Source organism: Xenorhabdus koppenhoeferi (assembly GCF_900116635.1).
Classification (GTDB): Bacteria; Pseudomonadota; Gammaproteobacteria; order Enterobacterales; family Enterobacteriaceae; genus Xenorhabdus; species Xenorhabdus koppenhoeferi.
In genome coordinates, this window is record NZ_FPBJ01000015.1 from 15,241 (window position 1) to 35,107 (window position 19,867).

At 42.8% G+C, this 19,867-nt stretch carries 20 protein-coding genes; 19 read left to right on the forward strand and 1 reads right to left on the reverse strand.

Going from position 1 to position 19,867, the window contains the following annotated elements; genetic code table 11:
* Positions 1-26 precede the first annotated feature (26 nt).
* The 7 genes from BM329_RS06530 (at position 27) to BM329_RS06560 (ending at position 6,008) form a co-directional block, all read left to right on the forward strand.
* A complete protein-coding gene (locus BM329_RS06530; protein ID WP_092550585.1) occupies positions 27-2,114 on the forward strand; it encodes an ATP-binding protein in 2,088 nt (695 codons plus the stop codon).
* 184 nt (positions 2,115-2,298) lie between these two features.
* The gene (locus BM329_RS06535; protein ID WP_092550588.1) at positions 2,299-2,898 is read left to right on the forward strand and encodes a Pvc16 family protein; all 600 of its coding nucleotides are present in this window, start codon (positions 2,299-2,301) and stop codon (positions 2,896-2,898) included.
* 95 nt (positions 2,899-2,993) lie between these two features.
* Positions 2,994-3,248: a hypothetical protein gene (locus BM329_RS06540; RefSeq protein ID WP_218153257.1), complete on the forward strand. Its 255-nt coding sequence runs from the start codon at positions 2,994-2,996 to the stop codon at positions 3,246-3,248.
* A 103-nt stretch (positions 3,249-3,351) separates the two neighbouring features.
* The gene (locus BM329_RS06545; protein WP_092550594.1) at positions 3,352-3,660 is read left to right on the forward strand and encodes a hypothetical protein; all 309 of its coding nucleotides are present in this window, start codon (positions 3,352-3,354) and stop codon (positions 3,658-3,660) included.
* Positions 3,657-4,070, forward strand: a complete 414-nt coding sequence (locus tag BM329_RS06550) for a hypothetical protein (protein ID WP_092550597.1) — start codon at positions 3,657-3,659, stop codon at positions 4,068-4,070. The genes BM329_RS06545 and BM329_RS06550 overlap by 4 nt, the downstream gene beginning before the upstream one ends.
* Before the next feature lie 432 nt (positions 4,071-4,502).
* Positions 4,503-4,814: a helix-turn-helix domain-containing protein gene (locus tag BM329_RS06555; protein WP_092550600.1), complete on the forward strand. Its 312-nt coding sequence runs from the start codon at positions 4,503-4,505 to the stop codon at positions 4,812-4,814.
* Positions 4,815-5,111: 297 nt separating this feature from the next.
* A complete protein-coding gene (locus tag BM329_RS06560; RefSeq protein ID WP_092550603.1) occupies positions 5,112-6,008 on the forward strand; it encodes a YwqJ-related putative deaminase in 897 nt (298 codons plus the stop codon).
* Between the two features lie 527 nt (positions 6,009-6,535).
* Here the strand turns inward: BM329_RS06560 and hpaR are convergent.
* Positions 6,536-6,982 carry a homoprotocatechuate degradation operon regulator HpaR gene (gene hpaR / locus BM329_RS06565; protein WP_092550607.1) on the reverse strand — a complete coding sequence of 149 codons (447 nt, stop codon included), beginning with the start codon at positions 6,980-6,982 and terminating at the stop codon, positions 6,536-6,538.
* A 383-nt stretch (positions 6,983-7,365) separates the two neighbouring features.
* Between hpaR and BM329_RS06570 the strand changes: the two genes are divergently transcribed.
* The 12 genes from BM329_RS06570 (at position 7,366) to hpaC (ending at position 19,609) form a co-directional block, all read left to right on the forward strand.
* Positions 7,366-7,998: a fumarylacetoacetate hydrolase family protein gene (locus BM329_RS06570; RefSeq protein ID WP_092550610.1), complete on the forward strand. Its 633-nt coding sequence runs from the start codon at positions 7,366-7,368 to the stop codon at positions 7,996-7,998.
* Entirely contained in the window at positions 7,995-8,759 is a 765-nt protein-coding gene (locus BM329_RS06575) for a fumarylacetoacetate hydrolase family protein (protein WP_092550613.1), read from the forward strand. Before BM329_RS06570 ends, BM329_RS06575 begins: the two co-directional genes overlap by 4 nt.
* Positions 8,756-10,222 carry a 5-carboxymethyl-2-hydroxymuconate semialdehyde dehydrogenase gene (gene hpaE / locus BM329_RS06580; protein ID WP_092550616.1) on the forward strand — a complete coding sequence of 489 codons (1,467 nt, stop codon included), beginning with the start codon at positions 8,756-8,758 and terminating at the stop codon, positions 10,220-10,222. The genes BM329_RS06575 and hpaE overlap by 4 nt, the downstream gene beginning before the upstream one ends.
* 65 nt (positions 10,223-10,287) lie before the next feature.
* Positions 10,288-11,139, forward strand: coding sequence for a 3,4-dihydroxyphenylacetate 2,3-dioxygenase (hpaD, locus tag BM329_RS06585; RefSeq protein ID WP_092550619.1), 852 nt, complete (start codon positions 10,288-10,290; stop codon positions 11,137-11,139).
* Between the two features lie 67 nt (positions 11,140-11,206).
* Complete coding sequence (locus tag BM329_RS06590) at positions 11,207-11,596, forward strand: 5-carboxymethyl-2-hydroxymuconate Delta-isomerase (protein ID WP_092550622.1); 390 nt, start codon at positions 11,207-11,209, stop codon at positions 11,594-11,596.
* Positions 11,597-11,695: 99 nt separating this feature from the next.
* Positions 11,696-13,168, forward strand: coding sequence for an NAD-dependent succinate-semialdehyde dehydrogenase (locus BM329_RS06595; protein ID WP_092550625.1), 1,473 nt, complete (start codon positions 11,696-11,698; stop codon positions 13,166-13,168).
* Positions 13,169-13,174: 6 nt separating this feature from the next.
* Positions 13,175-13,978, forward strand: coding sequence for a 2-oxo-hept-4-ene-1,7-dioate hydratase (hpaH, locus tag BM329_RS06600; RefSeq protein ID WP_092550628.1), 804 nt, complete (start codon positions 13,175-13,177; stop codon positions 13,976-13,978).
* 34 nt (positions 13,979-14,012) lie between these two features.
* Positions 14,013-14,819, forward strand: a complete 807-nt coding sequence (hpaI, locus tag BM329_RS06605; protein ID WP_092550631.1) for a 4-hydroxy-2-oxoheptanedioate aldolase — start codon at positions 14,013-14,015, stop codon at positions 14,817-14,819.
* Between the two features lie 111 nt (positions 14,820-14,930).
* Positions 14,931-16,310: a 4-hydroxyphenylacetate permease gene (gene hpaX / locus BM329_RS06610; protein WP_092550634.1), complete on the forward strand. Its 1,380-nt coding sequence runs from the start codon at positions 14,931-14,933 to the stop codon at positions 16,308-16,310.
* Positions 16,311-16,364: 54 nt separating this feature from the next.
* Positions 16,365-17,258, forward strand: a complete 894-nt coding sequence (gene hpaA, locus BM329_RS06615) for a 4-hydroxyphenylacetate catabolism regulatory protein HpaA (protein ID WP_092550637.1) — start codon at positions 16,365-16,367, stop codon at positions 17,256-17,258.
* Positions 17,259-17,506: 248 nt separating this feature from the next.
* A complete protein-coding gene (gene hpaB, locus BM329_RS06620) occupies positions 17,507-19,069 on the forward strand; it encodes a 4-hydroxyphenylacetate 3-monooxygenase, oxygenase component (RefSeq protein ID WP_092550640.1) in 1,563 nt (520 codons plus the stop codon).
* A gap of 21 nt (positions 19,070-19,090) precedes the next feature.
* Positions 19,091-19,609: a 4-hydroxyphenylacetate 3-monooxygenase, reductase component gene (gene hpaC, locus BM329_RS06625; protein WP_092550643.1), complete on the forward strand. Its 519-nt coding sequence runs from the start codon at positions 19,091-19,093 to the stop codon at positions 19,607-19,609.
* Positions 19,610-19,867 lie beyond the last annotated feature (258 nt).

A 19,867-nucleotide genomic window follows, 5' to 3' on the forward strand; every position in this document is an offset into this window, starting at 1 on the left:
CAATCATTTAGTTTGAGTAGAAATTTATGAATACAGCGCCTGTTTTTTCTGATTTATTTAAGCAAAATAATGACCCTAATCTGGTATTTTTATTTAGCCAACTAGAACGTATCGATCTGGTTCTTCAATATCATTTCCATTGCAGATCAGATCAGAAAGTTGACCTCCTTGATGAGTTCCTGCTAAGCGAAGAAGATGTTATAGCCAGACTGGATAATCCACTGGGTAAACCTCATTGGCTCAGCGATGATTGTCTGGTAATACCGCAAACCGTCACACCCGTGGCATCCCGATTAACTGACCTGATTGCACGTTTTGAACTGACTGATTTTGAAAGAGATGTTTTGCTGCTAGGTTTACTGCCCCATTTTGATAATCGCTATTATCAACTGTTTGCACTGATTCAGAAAGAACAACAACCCTGTCTTCCCTCTTTTGCGCTGACGCTGGAATTGTTTTGCCGCTCAGTGCCGGAGAAACAGGCACAGCAGGCCAGTTTCCTGCACCGTTCCCCCTTGATTGGCTGCCAGCTATTATTCATTGATAGCCACCCAAAAACATTATCCTGGCTCCAGACATCCTTTATCACTGACAGCAGCGTATATCATTTTTTACTTGGACATCACCATATTACGCCAGCTTTAGAATATTGTGCTGAGTGGATAACGCCCACAGAAATTGGCAGTTATCCCACAGGCTTAAAACAAGCATTGAGTCATGTTCTGTTATCTGAGCATGATAATATTCGACCTGTTACTTTGTTACAGGGAATGGCTGGCAGTGCCAGAGCCTATGCGGTTGCCAATATGATGGCATCAGAACAGCGACAAACGCTGTTGGTGGATATGGCTAAACTGGCTGATAACGATGATAAGACCCTATTCTCCCAAATAAAGTCTATTTTGCGAGAGACTCTCATACGTGGTGCCTGTTTATTGTTGCGAAATTTTTGCTTATTTGCAGAACAGAACAAACAGCTACTGGATTCCCTGTCGGCCTTATTAAATCAACCAGAATTAAGGATTATTTGCCTGGTCGAACCCTATTCACCGTTAGTATGGCTGAAAAATATAGCAACACTACTGATCGAAATGCCCATTTTTACCGCAGTGGAAAAAGCCAGATTATTGACTGCACGCTTACCCAATAACTGTTCAAATGATATTGATGCCATCGCTTTAAGCCAACGTTACGCGTTTAATCCCGAAACCCTGCCATTGATTTTGCAAGAGGCGCAACTTTACCAACAGCAGCGGGATCCTTTAGGTATCTTGCAGCAATGCGATATCCGCAAGGCCCTCAATTTACGGGTCCAGCAAAATTTTGGGCAATTGGCACAGAGAATTATCCCTAAACGTTCGTTAAAAGATTTGTTAGTCTCCGACGAAATTGCCCGGCAGATACAAGAAATACTCACGGCAATTAAATACCGGGAACATGTTCTGACAGGAGAGTTTAAAGATAAAATTGGTTATGGCACCGGTATCAGTGCCTTGTTTTATGGTGATTCCGGCACCGGAAAAACGATGGCAGCAGAAGTGATTGCCAACCATATTGGCGTTGATTTAATTAAAGTGGATCTATCCACCGTCGTGAATAAATATATCGGCGAAACAGAGAAAAATTTATCCCGTATTTTCGATTTGGCAGAGCAGGATACCGGGGTTTTATTCTTTGATGAAGCGGATGCCCTGTTTGGCAAACGTAGCGAAACCAAAGATGCGCAAGACAGACATGCCAATATTGAAGTCTCTTATTTACTGCAACGGCTGGAAAATTTTCCGGGGCTGGTTATTTTATCCACCAATAACCGCAGCCATTTAGACAGTGCTTTTAATCGACGTTTTACTTTTATTACTCGCTTTACTTATCCGAATGAAACCATTCGCAAGAAAATGTGGCAGGCAATCTGGCCTAAAAATATAAAAATTTCCCAAGATGTGGATTTCGATAAATTAGCCCAACAAACCAGTGTGACTGGCGCAAATATTCGCAATATTGCTTTACTGTCTTCATTTTTTGCCGCAGAAAATAGTCATAACGAAGTCAGTAATGAAAATATCCAAATAGCATTGGAACGCGAATTAGCCAAAGTGGGACGGTTAACTTTTTAAAATTCATATCAATCAAAATACCTAAGTAACAATTTAAAATTGTAGATCACTTCCTTACTCCTCGCGCCGCGAGGAGTAAGGGTACCTCATAATTTGTGTGTATCACTATTATGAAAGTCTATTTATATATTAAATGTACTGATAATTTAATCGTTATCACAATAATAAATTAAGAGGATTATTTATGTTAAAAACGCAAACCATTATTGATGTCAATAACGCAATGAAAACTATGCTGGAAAAATATTTGGGTAACAAATTTGTGATTAGTTTTGTTTTACCTGAATTAGATACGCGGCCATCAAATGAGATGGTGAGTGTCTTTCTTTATGATATTCATGAAGATTTACAGCTCAGAACAACAGAATCCAGAGCGTTTAATACCTCTTCAGGGAAATTATTGCCAGGTCGGGTCAATATTAAATGCAATTATCTGATTACTTACTGGGAATCGACCAGATCCGAAATCGATCTCAGCAGTCCTGACAGTCAACCTGATAATCAGGCAATAAAGGTCATGTCGCAAGTCTTGAACGCCTTAATTAATAACCGCCAATTAACGGGAATTCCCGGTGCTTATACGCAAGTTGTGCCGCCGAAAGAAAGTTTAAACAGCTTAGGGAATTTCTGGCAGTCACTGGGGAATCGCCCACGACTTTCTCTGAATTACTCAGTGACAGTACCAATTAGCCTCACTGATGCTGAAGATGAAGTGACTCCAGTGAGCACGCTTTCTTCTACAGTGGAACAAATGACACAAATCACATCACTTAGTCAGAAATAAAATTTTTGATCAGTAGCTATACACAATGGATTTTAAGTTGCATCGCGACGGCAAGAGAGCAAATCCCCGGGAGCATAGATAACTATGTGACCGGGGTGAGCGAGCGCAGCCAACAAAATAGATATCATCCTTGTTATTTTTCACTAAATAAAGGAGTTAAAATGTACGAATTATTAACAATAAGGAGAGATCTTGAATCTCTTGGAATAAAAAAAGGTAATCAAATTATATTTAAATGTAAAAATATTGCTGCCGAAGATAGTGAAAACCTTTTTTCGTATCATATATTTATGAAGAAAGAAGAATCACAAGGAGTGTCATCTATAAAAAAATTATTTCTAATGAAATAAGAGATTTAAATCATGATGTCGTGGCATTCGATTATTCAAAACTAAGAAGTGTAAACAGAAATTATTAATATTTATAACAAATTATTTAAATCGGAATATTATCATGTATAGTTTTAAACATAAAGAAGAAAAGAAAAATCAATCCTGCCGTCCTAATCAAGATACTGCCAATGATAGTCATGCAACAACATCAAGAATAGCGGAATTAAAGAAAAACTTTCAACAGGCACCAACAACCTCTGAGGTAATAACTTCTACCAGCGCAACGACCGTTGATACACAAAATCCAAAAGTAGCACCGATACCAGCACCAACAAACAACATAAAAAACCATTTACATTATATCGGGCAGATAACCGGAGCTTTGAAGAGTTACAAAAAAGTAGTCCTGAGGGATTTAAGTCCTGGGTGAATCTTGACAGTGAAAAAGCGAGAAAATTTGCCAGTGTATTTTTGGGTAATGACAATGTTGAGAGTTTGCCCAGGTATATTATTGATGAGATTAATAAATGGAAAAAAGCAGGAACACCTAAACTAAATGACCTTTCCACATTTATAAAATATACCAAAGATCGCTCAACCGTTTGGGTTTCTACCGCAGTCAATACTGAAGCAGGAGGGCAAAGCTCAGGAGCACCACTTTATGAAATATCAATGGAGCTTTATGAGATTGGAGTAGAGAAAGGAAAATTGATTCCATTACCAAATGGAAGAACCGGGAAGATGAAACCTTCCATTCTTCTTGATATACCGAATCTCGAAGACGCAACAATTATCGCCCTGAATCATGGACCGTTAATGATACTGAAATATCCTTTTTGACAACTATTCCAATGAGCAATTTAAAACCTTATAAAAGATAAAATCTGAGACCATAATTAAGGATATGATAAACATGCCAATACATTCTGATTACCAGAGAACATCTAAACAGAGAAATCATAATATCCATGAAACACTTTCATCGTCTCGTTTCTCTGATGAAACGATTACACTTCCACATCATTTGGTTAATGACTCTTTATTATTTCATTAACTTTTGTTATTTGAATTTTCGTTTTTATTTGTATATTAATTCACATGGAGTATTATTGACAAATACCAACGTTTATATATTATTATTGCGTAATTAATCATTTAAATATGATAAGCTACTACATCAAATTAGGCATTTAAAATAAAAAATGTAACAATTTTATTAAAATATTTATAAAACAGTGAATAAACTCTATTGCATTTAAAAAAGGAACTTAAGTGTTTATTTCAAAAGAATTAGAAAATTTTATCATTGTAGCTAAAAACAAATCGATAAATAAGGCAACAAAGGAGCTTTTTATCACACAGTCGCCAATTAGCCGAAGCTTAAAAAAACTAGAGTTTTCATTGGGAGTAAAACTCTTTGTTAGAAAGAGCCAAGGATTAGTTTTAACGGAAGAAGGGGAGTATCTATACAATAAAGTCTTTTTAATTTATGAGCAGCTAAAGAATATGGAAAATGACTATAAAAGTCATAAATTCCCTTCTCATACACTTTATCAAAAAGACATATATACGCAATTAACTTGAAGATGCAGGAATTAAAGTCGGGAAATTATCGGTCAGCCGGGTAGCCAATTCCTGTCCTTTTTCGGGTAAGGTGACATGAAAAAAATGATGACATGTTTCACGGCTCCATCCAGAATGAAATGAATTTATCAATTTTACAATAGATAGATTTCAATCGAATTCATTGTCAAACAGAATAAGTTATTTAATCCCCCATCAATCAAACAAAATGGCAGAAATATCTATGTTTTGCTGAGTGATATTTCCTCTGATGCCACCATAGATACAGATATAAAAGATATATTTTCAGGAAAAAATATGACATACAGTTATGACAACAAAATGATTTACAGAAAAAAGCCAGAATCGAATACGACATTGGAAACTTTGCATCTCGATACACCTTATACAGCAGAAGTCTCTGCTGCCTATCAGCGCCAATTGCCTCATGTCATGATGAGATTCCAGAATAAAACGGACTCAATTCTTGAAGAATCCAAACAACCCTCTACACCCAAGAAAAAGTCAACAACGCCCAAAAAATATTCCAAAAAGGCATTACTAAACTTTGCAGCCCATGCCGGCTATGTGCATAACGAATCTTATCAAGATGAGTTTGTTAACTTTAAGGATAATAATCAAAACCTAGCCCCCGGAAAATTGTTCCCCGGCGTGGAATTAATACCTCAAGAAACCATCGAGATAAACAGACCGATAGGGCCACGGAGAAATAAACTTGCCTATAATATCGAAGATACGTTCAGAAATAACATGGCAAATGAATATCGGGTAACAAGTATTCCTGCCTTTATTAAAGGATTACGAGATATGTATGAAAAAAATAAACAAACGTTACACCCAATGACTCAACGACTGGTTGAAAAACATATTGAATATAATGGAGGCATTTTGCCGACAATGGCAGGCATTGCTGGCCTGCATGCAGAAGTACAGGCATTGAACCAGATATTTATGACAGCAGATCAGGATGAGCCTCTCAATCCAGCACGCTATGCCAAAACAATGCTTCAATCATCAATTTTCACCAAACGATTGACCACGGCAAATGCAGGACAAGATTTTCCGGCTTGTCATAATTGTTCAGGGATCATTCAATCACCCGCTAATGTGATTACGGGAACAGTTGACAGTGCAGGCAGTAATTTTTCTGCTCAAGTCGCGAAACGTTATCGCTCTCAGTCACTGAGTAAATAAATGACTCTCTATTAGGTCATTAATACTTTATATACCCGTCGTCTTTCAAGTTGCAGCTTTGTTGGCTGCGCTCACTCATCCCAGTCACATAGTTAGCTATGTGACTGGGGATTTATGTGTGTCCATTTCCAAAATGATTTACGCCACCAATGGCTTCAATATTTAAATAACTATTTAAAAAATGACTGTAACATAGCGTCACCGCTCCATTTCTATTTTCTGAGTTATGGCAAAATAGACCTAATTTATTTTTATCATTAAGCTAAATTCAGATCATAATATGCGATTAAATATCCCCTTAAACACAAAATCTCTCAGGATATCTATTTATAAGCAGTTTTAAATACTTTAATTTTTCTACTAATAATACTTTATTTATTTAGATTATTTTAAACCCTAATTTTTTTGCCAGAATAGAAAAACCGCCGAAATATACTGCATAATGACCATATGCAATTCATTACGGCGGTCTTTATACCACTATCGATTAATTAGCTGGTTAATATATTAATAAAACCTTGAATTAACTACTCGTCTTCTTCACTCATATCTTCTTGAGAATGGTTTCCAATAGCAATAAATTCATCCAGTAATTCCAAGAATTGAGCCATTCTTTCTGGAGAAAAAGCTGCCTCAATCGCCTGATAACCCTCTTCAATCTCTCCTTTTGCCTGTTCGTAAAGCTCCTGGCCTTCCGGGGTCAAAGAAACATATAGCTTACGCTGGTCGTTCATCGGTTTCAGGCGAAAAATAAGACCATCACGTTCCATGCGTGTCAAAATACCCGTCAGGCTTGGGCGCAAGATACAAGTAAGACAAGCCAAATCATGAAAATCAATCGAACGGCTATTCGCAAGTACGCGAATAATACGCCATTGCTGCTCAGTTAAATTATAGCTCTTCAAAATAGGGCGAAAAAAACCCATTGCGGTTTCCCGCGCTTGAAGTAATGCAATAGTCAGGGATTCATGCATAAGTAAGGGGGACTCTTTAGTTAATTGTTAGTCATTCTCTATAAGTTTAACGCGCACGCTATTTATTATAGATAATATAAACATCAAAAAGACTAACACGCCCATATTTATCCACAAAGGGAAAAGACTTCAATGTTAACAAATAAATAAAATTATCTCGGCAAAAAAAAGTTAACATAAAGTTAAAATTAATCTCAAATGACCATTATTAAAATATAACAGTCTGATCTTATGTGTTAAAAACAAGTGCAAACAGGTGCTGTTATATAGATCACAATTAAAATTAACAATCAGATTAACATATTGAAGATTCGGAATATATAGTTTATTAATATATTAATAATATCTCTATTAAGCATCGTCCAGATTTAAAGGAGTTGTCAATGATAGGTACTGTTTTTGCCGTTGCCCTCAATCATCGTAGCCAGATAGATTTCTGGCGGGGGGAGTTTCACAAAGCTCCTTATAAAACACCACCAAAAACTCCAATTTGGTTTATCAAACCCCGCAATACAGTGATCGGATTTGGTGATGTGATCCCTCATCCCATCGGGGAAACCGTACAAAGCGGCGCAACTCTGGCTTTGTTCATTGGGCAGACCTCACGCAACATTTCTGTACAGGATGCCAATCAGCACATTGCAGGTTACGCATTGGCAAATGAAATCAGCTTACCAGAAACCTCATTTTATCGTCCGGCCATTAAGGCAAAGTGTCGTGATGGTTTTTGTCCAATAGGTCAAATGATTAAATCAAGTACAGTGGAATCACTCGATATCGTGACAGAAATCAATGGTCAGGAAGTTGATCGCTGGTCAACCAAAGATTTGGTGCGTTCAGCATCAGAATTATTGGCGGCGTTGAGCGAATTTGCCACATTAAAAACCGGAGATATTATTCTGCTGGGCACTCCTCACCAGCGTGTAACCCTCCAGCCTGCTGACAAAATTACAGTCAAGGCCGAAGGCTTCCCTGGCTTAGAAAATACCGTCGCATTGGCTGGAGGTCAGGAATGAAACACGCAAAAATTCATTATCAGGGGCAGGATCTGAATGTCACCGTTGACGAGCAGGAAAATGTTCTTTTACCTGATGGAAGCAGGATAAGCGGTGAAGATGTTTTATGGCTTCCTCCCGCTAACGGGACGCTGTTTGCATTGGGGCTAAATTATGCCGACCACGCAACAGAGCTGGAGTTTAAACCGCCGGAGGAACCTCTGGTATTTATCAAAGCTGCCAACAGCTTAACCGGGCACCGTCAGGTTTCCGTCCGTCCCGACCATGTGGAATATATGCATTATGAAGCAGAATTAGTTGTCGTTATCGGCAAGACTGCTCATAAAGTCGCCAAAGGAAATGCGATGGATTATGTTGCCGGCTATACCGTTTGCAATGATTACGCCATCCGCGATTATCTGGAGAATTACTATCGCCCCAATCTGCGTGTAAAAAGCCGCGATACTCTGACACCTATTGGCCCGTGGATCGTCGATAAAGACCAAATCGCCGATCCTCATAATCTGGCCCTGAGAACGTGGGTAAATGGTGAATTACGTCAACAGGGTACAACCGCCGATTTGATTTTCGATATTCCCTTCCTGATCGCCTATCTCAGTGATTTTATGACATTACAGCCAGGAGACATGATCGCCACGGGTACGCCAAAAGGATTGTCCGATGTTGTGCCAGGTGATGAAGTCATCGTAGAAGTCGAAGGCGTGGGATGTCTGGTGAATCACATTGTCAGCCAGCAAGATTATGAGGAACGTTTATCATGAGTACGATTAATCATTGGATCAACGGTAAAAGCATGGGCAGTAAAACCTATTTCGAAACTACGAATCCGGCAACAGGTGAAGTACTGGCTGAAGTGGCTTCGGGAGGACAAGAAGAGATCGACCTGGCCGTTACCGCCGCCAAAGATGCCTTTCCAAAGTGGGCAAATACACCCATGAATGAGCGCGCCCGTCTGATGCGCCGTTTGGGTGAATTAATTGACCAGAATGTTCCCGATATTTCTGCGACGGAAACTAAAGATACGGGTCTGCCCATCCACCAGACACAGAATGTATTGATCCCACGGGCTTCGCAGAATTTCAATTTCTTCGCTGAAACTTGCCAACAGATGAATGGGCGCACCTATCCGGTTGATGACAAAATGCTCAATTATACGCTGATTCAGCCTGTCGGTGTTTGTGCGTTAATTTCGCCGTGGAATGTGCCTTTCATGACGGCCACATGGAAAGTCGCACCTTGTCTGGCTTTAGGAAATACGGCGGTTTTGAAAATGTCCGAACTTTCCCCACTCACGGCCAATCGGCTGGGAGAGCTTGCACTTGAAGCCGGTATTCCGGCTGGTGTACTGAACGTGGTACAGGGTTACGGTAACACCGCCGGCGATGCGCTGGTGAAACACCATGATGTGCGCGCTATTTCTTTTACTGGCGGAACAGCAACCGGACGGCTGATTATGCAGAATGCCGGGCTGAAAAAATATTCCATGGAGCTGGGTGGAAAATCGCCTGTTCTGATTTTTGAAGATGCAGATATTGAACGTGCACTGGATGCCGCCCTGTTCACCGTTTTCTCCCTCAATGGCGAGCGTTGTACGGCAGGCTCGCGTATTTTCATTCAGGAAAGCATCTATCCCGAATTCGTCAAACGCTTTGCTGAACGGGCCAATCGCCTGCGGGTCGGCGATCCCCTGGATCCGAATACTCAGGTTGGCAGCCTGATCAGCCAGCAACACTGGGAAAAAGTCTCCGGCTATATTCGCTTAGGAGTCGAAGAAGGTGCAACTCTGCTGGCAGGTGGCCCTGATAAACCCAGTGATCTCCCCGATCATCTGAAAAATGGCCATTTCCTGCGTCCAACTGTTTTAGCTGATGTCGATAACCGTATGCGTATCGCACAGGAAGAGATTTTCGGCCCTGTTGCCTGCTTGCTGCCGTTTGAAAGCGAAGAGGATGGGCTGCGCATGGCCAATGATGTGGAGTACGGTCTGGCATCTTATATCTGGACACAAGATGTCAGCAAAGTGCTGCGTCTGGCTCGTAGCATTGAAGCGGGCATGGTGTTCGTCAATTCTCAGAATGTCCGCGACCTGCGTCAGCCATTCGGCGGCATAAAAGCCTCCGGTGTAGGACGTGAAGGCGGGGAATACAGTTTCGACGTATTTGCTGAAGTGAAAAATGTCTGTATTTCAATGGGAGAACATTCAATTCCCCGTTGGGGCGTTTGAGCGGCAAATAAATCATAAATTTCAGCGTTGACCACAGATACCAGCCTGATATCGAGTGAGGATTTATGGGAAAGTTAGCGTTAGCAGCAAAGATTACACACGTGCCTTCGATGTACCTGTCCGAATTACCGGGCAAGCATCACGGTTGCCGGCAAGGAGCCATTGACGGGCACAAAGAAATCAGCCGCCGTTGCCGTGAAATGGGCGTGGATACCATGATTGTATTTGATACCCACTGGCTGGTGAATAGCGCCTATCATATTAACTGTTCTGACCATTTTTCCGGTATCTATACCAGTAATGAACTGCCCCATTTCATCCGTGATATGACCTACGAATATGACGGCAATCCTGAGCTGGGCCGGATGATTGCGGAAGAAGCGCGCCAGATGGGTGTCAGAGCGCAGTCACATGAGATCCCGAGCCTGACACTGGAATATGGCACTCTGGTGCCGATGCGCTATATGAACAGCGACCGCCATTTTAAGGTGATTTCAATTTCTGCCTTTTGTACTGTCCATGCGTTTGAGGACAGCCGCAAGTTGGGGCAAGCCATTTTACGGGCGATTGAGAAATACGATGGCACCGTTGCCGTACTGGCAAGCGGCTCAATGTCACACAGTTTCATTGAGGATCAACGCGCCGAAACAGGCATGAACAGTTACACCCGTGAATTTGATGAACAAATGGATCGCCGGGTCGTGCAGCTTTGGAAAGAAGGTAAGTTCAAAGAATTCTGTAAGATGTTGCCGGAATATGCGCAATATTGCCGCGGTGAAGGCAATATGCACGATACGGTGATGCTGCTTGGTCTGCTCGGCTGGGATAGTTATGACGGCAAAGTGGAATTCTTGACGGAACTGTTTGCCAGTTCAGGAACAGGGCAAGTTAATGCAGTTTTTCCATTGCCGAACTAAACGACCAATAGAATTTGCTGTTAATACATTTTCTATTTATTAACTACATATCTGGCAGGAGAAAACCGTGCCACATTTTTACGCTGAATGTACAGAGAATATCCGTGAAGCTGCCAATTTGCCGGAATTGTTTGCCAAGGTGAACCAAATGCTGGCAGATACGGGAATTTTCCCGCTGGGTGGCATTCGTAGCCGTGCTATTTGGTTAGATACGTGGCAAATGGCGGATGGTAAACAAGATTACGCATTTGTTCACATGACATTGAAAATTGGCTCAGGGCGCAGCCTTGAAGAGCGGCAAAAAGTCGGGGAGAGGCTGTTTGCCTTAATCAAAACCCATTTTGCCGACCTGGTGGCACAACGTTATCTTGGTCTCTCTTTCACGATGGAAGAACTCGATCCTGTGCTGAATTATAAATCCAATAACGTTCATCACCTGTTTAAAACAAAAGAGTAACGACGATATCCCCGTCGCGCTGCAACTCGAAATCCATTGGGTATAGATGACATAATTAAGCACACTAAGTTCACCTTTTGTTAAGTTAAAGAGGAAATCATGACAGGTCACCTGGATACATCATTGCTGCGCCAACAGGCTTATATCAACGGTCAGTGGATTGATGCAGACAATAAAGCGACATTTAAAGTCACCAATCCTGCCACTGGGGAAGTGCTTGTCAATATCAGTGATATGGGTGCCACAGAGACACAATCTGCTATTGAAGCTGCCAAGAATGCGCTCCCTGCATGGCAGGCACTGACTGCAAAGCAGCGCAGCCAAAAACTCAGGCAATGGTTCCATCTGATAATGGAAAGCCAAACTGACTTGGCTGAAATACTGAGCATGGAGCAAGGTAAATCCCATGCCGAAGCAATGGGTGAAATTGCTTACGGTGCCAGTTTTATCGAATGGTTTGCTGAAGAAGGTAAGCGTATTTACGGTGAAACGATCCCCTCTCCGATGCCGGGGCATCGTCTTGCCACTATCAAACAACCGATTGGTGTTGTTGCTGCGATTACACCGTGGAACTTTCCCAATGCGATGATCACCCGTAAAGTTGGCCCGGCACTGGCTGCTGGCTGCACTGTGGTACTGAAACCTGCGGCTGAAACGCCTCTCTCTGCCCTTGCACTGGCAGTTTTGTCAGAGCGGGCAGGTATTCCGGCAGGGGTTTTGAATATTGTGACAGGAACGGACGCCAAAACCATTGGCGAAGTTCTGACCTCAAGCCCTATCGTGCGCAAACTCTCATTTACGGGTTCCACCCGTGTCGGCAAATTACTGATGGCACAAAGCGCCGACACGGTGAAAAAACTCTCTCTCGAATTGGGAGGCAATGCGCCATTTATCGTCTTTGATGATGCAGACCTTGATGCCGCTGTAGAGGGTGCATTGGCAGCAAAATTCCGTAACAGCGGGCAAACCTGCGTCTGTGCCAACCGTATTTTGGTACAAGAAGGCATTTACGATGCTTTCGCAGAACGTCTGGCACACGCAGTAAAACAACTTAATGTCGGGCCGGCTACTGACAAAACATCACAACAAGGGCCACTGATTAATCAGGCGGCAGTAGAAAAAGTACAGGCGCATATCAGCGATGCTGTTTCCAATGGTGCACGCATTCTGGCTGGTGGTAAATCCCATGCACTGGGTGGACTGTTCTTTGAACCAACGGTACTGGCAGATGTTACTGAATCCATGCAGGTCGCTCACGAAGAAACGTTCGGCCCACTGGCACCCCTGTTCAAATTCCGTAATGAAGACGAAGCTGTTCGTATAGCCAACAATACGGAATTTGGTTTAGCGGCTTATTTTTATTCCCGCGATATTGGACGGATTTACCGCGTGGCGGAAGCACTGGAAAGCGGTATGGTTGGCATCAATGAAGGTCTGATTTCTAACGAAATTGCACCATTTGGCGGCATCAAACAATCGGGATTGGGTCGTGAAGGTTCACGTTACGGTATCGAAGATTATCTGGAAGTGAAATACCTCTGTTTTGGAGGATTAGAAACTAAAGGAGCTTAATACGCTATGCTACAGCAAGAAGTCGTATCACAGATTGCACGCCGTTTACATCAGGCAGAGAAAGATCGTGAACAGATCCGTCAAATCTCACTGGACTATCCAGAAATGACGATTGAGGATGCTTACGCCATTCAACGCGAATGGGTGGATTTGAAAATCATGGAAGGCCGGACTCTCAAAGGACATAAAATTGGCCTGACTTCCAGGGCCATGCAAGCCAGTTCACAAATTGATGAACCGGATTACGGTGCTTTGCTGGATGATATGTTTTTTCAAGACGGCGGTGACATTCCCTGCGAACGTTTTATTGTGCCACGCATTGAGGTTGAACTGGCATTTGTGCTGGCCAAACCGTTGAGCGGCCCAAACTGTACGTTATTTGATGTTTATAACGCGACAGATTACGTTATTCCGGCACTGGAGCTGATTGATGCCCGCTGTCACAACATCGATCCCGTAACTCAGCGCCCGCGTAAGGTGTTCGATACGATTTCTGACAATGCCGCCAATGGCGGTGTCATCATGGGAGGGCGTCCGATCAGGCCGGATGAGCTGGATCTGCGCTGGGTCAGTGCCCTGCTCTATCGCAATGGTGTGATTGAAGAATCCGGTGTGGCAGCGGCAGTTCTCAATCACCCCGCCAATGGTGTGGCATGGCTTGCCAATAAACTGGCTCCACATGGTGTGCAACTTGAAGCGGGCCAGATCATTCTTTCTGGCTCCTTTACCCGGCCTATTCCAGCCCGTAAAGGCGATACCTTTCATGTGGATTATGGTGTGTTAGGCTCAATTAGCTGTCATTTTGTTTAACGTTTCCTGTTTTAAGATCTCCAGAGGTGAAATCATGGATCAGCTAACAAATAGGTTTAAACAAGCCCTAAAAACAGGGCATCCACAAATTGGATTGTGGCTTGGCTTATGCAGTGGATATAGCGCAGAAATTCTGGCAGGAACGGGATTCGATTGGTTGCTGATTGATGGTGAACATGCCCCCAACAATATTTCTACCATTCTTTCGCAATTACAGAGTATTGCCCCTTATTCCAGCCAGCCTGTTGTTCGTCCACCGTGGAATGATCTGGTGATCATCAAGCAACTATTGGATATCGGTGCTCAGACGCTATTGATTCCGATGATCCAGAATGCCGGGCAAGCGCGCCAAGCGGTTCAGGCTACTCGCTATCCACCTGCGGGTATTCGAGGTGTTGGCAGTGCACTGGCGCGTGCTTCACGCTGGAACCGTATTCCTGATTATCTCTCCCGTGCAAATGATGAAATGTGCGTGTTGGTGCAGGTAGAAACGTGTGAGGCGTTGAGAAATATACCGGAAATAGCCGCTGTCGAAGGTATCGATGGTATATTTATCGGCCCGGCAGATCTCAGCGCAGATATGGGACACATCAACAACCCGCAACATCCTGAAGTCAAAACCGCGATTGAACAAGCCATTATGCAAATCAAAGCCTCAGGTAAGGCGGCTGGTATTTTGATGACTCATGTCGATGCAGCTAAACATTATCTTGAGCTAGGTGCTCTTTTCGTCGCCGTAGGTGTTGATACAACTTTGCTGACAGGTGCGGCTAACGCTCTGGCAGCACAGTTTAACAACATTCAGGATAAACAAACCATATCATCATCGAACGTTTATTAAACACCCGACACTAACAATAAGCCATACAGGCAGATGTTGATAGCAGCATCTGCCATTGCAGTTGAAGTTCCTGATAATAATTCTTTAAGAACAATAAGAAAGGAAACGACAATGAGCATTTCACCTCGCGCCACACGCCAAGCGGATCATCCTTCCGGTCAACATAACAAGCTCACTGCTCAACAACAAAACGTCATCAATAAATTATTCCGACGTTTAATCCTTTTTCTCTTTGTTCTGTTTGTATTTTCTTTTCTGGATCGCATCAATATCGGCTTTGCGGGTTTGACGATGGGAAAAGATTTGGGATTAACTTCCACCATGTTCGGGCTGGCAGCCACGTTTTTTTACGCCACTTATGTCATTTTCGGCATTCCCAGTAATGTGATGCTCAGTATTGTGGGCGCTCGCCGCTGGATTGCCACTATTATGGTGTTATGGGGAATTGCCTCTACTGCGACGATGTTTGCCACCGGCCCGACCAGCCTGTACATCCTGCGTATGCTGGTAGGCATTGCAGAAGCGGGTTTTTTACCGGGTATTTTAGTCTATCTGACTTATTGGTTTCCCACCTACTATCGCGCCCGAGCCAATGCGCTGTTTATGATAGCCATGCCTGTAACAATGGCATTTGGCTCACTGATTTCCGGCTATATTCTGGAAATGGACGGCATCTGGAATCTGCGTGGCTGGCAGTGGTTATTTTTGCTGGAAGGTTTTCCTTCTGTTTTGCTTGGTGTTGTTGTCTGGTTTTATCTGGATGATTCACCGGAAAAAGCCAAATGGCTCACCCGTGAAGATAAACAATGCCTTCAAGAGATGATAGAGGACGATAAGCTTTCGCCAGAAAAATCCAATGAACATCCTCCGCAAGATCCCCAGAAAGAAAACATAAGCTTATGGCGTGAGATTTTTACTCCGATTATCCTGATGTATACCTTTGCTTACTTCTGTCTGACCAATACGCTGAGCGCCATTAATATCTGGACACCGCAAATCATGCAGAGTTTCAATCAAAGCAGCAGCCATGTAGTCATCGGCATTCTGACAGCGATTCCACAATTTTGCACAATCTTGGGCATGATTTACTGGAGCCGGCGCTCAGATCGCCTGCAAGAACGCAAAATACACACCGCACTGCCTTATCTGTTCGCCGCGGCGGGCTGGATTTTAACGTCATCGACTGATAACAGCATGGTGCAGCTACTGGGGATTATCATGGCTTCCACCGGATCGTTCACGGCTATGGCGGTCTTCTGGACAACACCGGATCAATCAATCAGCTTACGCGCCCGTGCAGTCGGGATCGCCGTGATCAATGCCACGGGAAATGTAGGGTCTGCTGTCAGTCCCCTCTTGATCGGCTGGCTGAAAGATCAAACTGGCAGTTTCAACTCAGGGCTGTATTTTGTCGCAGGCTTGCTACTCATTGGAGCCTTGATGGTTTTATTGATCCCAATGGAACACTCAAAGCCACGAACAACACCATAAATAACGAAGCACACAATAAATTAAACAACAGCTGGGTACGGAAGGAAAAAACTGATGTCTGCATCCAATATGACCAAGCCTATCATTACCAATATCGATATCAGCAAAGATTATGATGAAACTCAGGGATCGGATGATGTTCACTATCAAACTTTTGGTCGCATGGCTGCATTTTTTGGTCGTGATATGCAGGCGCATCGTCATGATAGTTTTTTCCAACTGCATTATCTGGTGACAGGACGGATTGAACTGCAATTGGACGAACAACGTTATTCTGTACAGGCTCCGCTGTTTATCCTGACTCCACCTTCCGTCCCCCATGCCTTTTTTACTCAGGAAGACACCGACGGTTATGTACTGACCGTCCGTCAGGAATTGATCACCCCGTTGCTCAGTTCGCTTTATCCCACTCATCGGGAGGTGGTGGATATTCCAGCTATCTGTCTTTCTGTCGCAGATAAATACGATGAATTGGAAACATTCAACCATTATTGGGCACTGATAGGGCGTGAATCTGCCAATCAATTTGCTGGGCGAGAACAATCGTTGGCATTTCTGGCTCAATCTCTGTTTACCTTTCTGCTGCGCAGTATTCCCCTTGATGATCATCGCCCTAGTGGTGTTAGAGGAGAATTAAAACTGTTTCAGCGCTTTAACCAGTTGGTGGATCATCATTATCATGAGCATATTGCCGTGCCGGAATATGCGGAAAAACTGGGGATTACAGAATCACGTCTGAAAGATATGTGTCGCCGATTTGCCAATCGCCCGCCTAAGCGGTTGATCTTTGATCGGCAATTGCGGGAAGCAAAACGATTGCTGCTGTTCAGTGATAGCCCGGTATTTGAAATAGCCTATCAACTCGGATTTAAAGACCCGGCTTACTTTGCCCGGTTTTTTAATCGATTGGTGGGATGTTCACCGAGTGCCTGGAGGGAAAAAGATTGATAAAGCCTATTCAGTACAAAAATTATAACGTTACAGATTCTTTATCTTCAAAACACTAAGACGATCACATTTACACCATAATCTATCAATTTCCAACGAAAAGTACCCACAAATCCTCCTAAAGTCTCTTCAATAAAAGATCTTTAACCGCTTCAATTAGTCAAGATAAATCAAACATAAAATTAACATTTATTCCCCATATAAATAACAAGGTCAAATAAGGGGATTGTGACAATAATGAGGTAGCCATGAGACTTGAAGATTTTCGTGCCGATCATAAACGTCCGTTTACTAGCGAAGAATATCTGAATTCCCTTCAGGATAGCCGTGAAATTTATATTTACGGGGAACGTGTTAAGGATGTAACAACACATCCGGCTTTCCGTAATGCGGCTGCCTCTATTGGACAGTTATATGATGCCCTGCACTCCCCCGAAACCCATGATGCTCTGTGTTGGAATACCGATACCGGAACTGGAGGCTATACACACAAATTTTTCCGTTTTGCCACCAGCTCTGATGATATCCGTCAACAGCGCGATGCCATTGCGGAATGGTCACGTCTGAATTACGGCTGGATGGGACGCTCACCCGATTATAAAGCCGCATTTTGCTGTTCATTAGGTGCTTACCCTGAATATTATGGGCCATTCGCTGATAACGCCCGCCTCTGGTATAAACGCATTCAGGAAAGTTGCATCTATTTTAACCATGCGATTGTTAACCCGCCGATTGATCGCCATAAACCCGCGGATCAGGTCAAAGATGTTTTTATCCAGATAGAAAAAGAAACGGATGCCGGAATTATTGTCAGTGGTGCTAAAGTTGTCGCAACCAATTCTGCACTGACCCACTATAATTTTATCGGTTTTGGTTCTGCGCAGGTTATCGGGGATAACCCTGATTTTGCCCTGATGTTTGTTGCACCAATGGATGTCGATGGTGTGAAATTAATCTCTCGTGCCTCTTATGAATTAATGGCTGGCGCAACAGGTACGCCGTTTGATTATCCTCTCTCCAGCCGGTTTGATGAAAATGACGCGATTTTAGTCATGGATAAGGTATTAATTCCGTGGGAAAACGTGTTAATTTATCGCGATTTTGATCGTGCCCGTAATTGGGCGGTACAAAGTGGGTTTGCCAGCCTGTTTCCCATTCAGGCCTGTGTGCGTTTTGCTGTGAAACTGGATTTCATCACTGCACTTTTGCAAAAGAGCCTTGAATGCACAGGTGTGGTGGATTTTCGTGGTGTTCAGGCCGATTTGGGTGAAGTCGTCGCATGGCGCAATCTGTTCTGGTCACTGACGGATGCTATGTGGGCAGAAGCGAAACCATGGGAAAATGGTGCTTATCTGCCAGATACCCAGGCAATTCAAACTTATCGCGTAATGGCACCAATGGCCTATACCAAAATCAAGAATATTATTGAAAGCAATGTCACCAGTGGTTTGATTTATTTACCATCCAGCGTACGTGATATAAATAATCCTGAAATCAATAAGTATCTTGAAAAATATGTTCGTGGCTCGAATGGAATTGATCATGTAGAACGAATTAAAATTTTGAAATTAATGTGGGATGCCATTGGCAGTGAATTCGGCGGTCGTCATGAATTATATGAAATCAATTATGCTGGTAGCCAGGATGAAATTCGCCTGCAATGTCTGCGTCATGCCTATGGTTCCGGCAACATGAATAAAATGATGGAATTGGTAGATCGCTGCCTCTCTGATTATGATTTGAATGGTTGGACCAAACCCCATTTACACAATAATTGTGATATTAACCTGCTGGATAAGCTACTGAAATAAATCGGTAGCAGGAGGCCTATTATGTCTATAGAAAATGAACATCGTCTGCGTTTCAGGGATGCGATGGCAAGCCTTTCCGCTGCGGTGAATATCATCACCACTGATGGTCCCGCCGGGCGCCGGGGAATAACTGCGACAGCGGTATGCTCTGTAACTGATACACCTCCAACTCTGATGGTATGTATTAATCGCAATAGCGTCGTGAATTCTGCACTTCAGGAAAATAGGCATATGTGTGTCAATATCCTGAATCATAAACAGGAGTTGATAGCGCGTCACTTCGCAGGCATGACCAAAATGAGTATGGAAGAACGCTTTAATTGGGACATTTGGCAAACCGGTATGCTGGGGCAACCCCTGCTAAAAGAAACACTCGCCAATTTGGAAGGGAGTATTGAGAAAATACAGGAAATCGGAACTCACTATGTATATCTAATCGAGATAAAGCAAATTATTGTGCGTCAAGAAGGTCATGGATTGCTCTACTTTAAACGTGATTTTCATCCTGTGATGGATAAAAGTATGGAAGCAGTTGTTTAAGTTAAACAACACCATATTTGAAACAGCATTGCACTCAACATAATTTCTCTCAAAACTCATTCCTGTAGTTTCTTAATATGAAGGTTCTTTCTCCAAGAGCCTTCATAAAGAATCACGGCTTCAATTTCAAAATTAGGAAAATAGCCAATATATAATAAAGATTTAATATATATATTAGTAATTCATATCTATACTATCACGCTTTTCATCTGTCATTTTTTCGATAACTAATAAACAACAAAGGTCAAATCACACTCA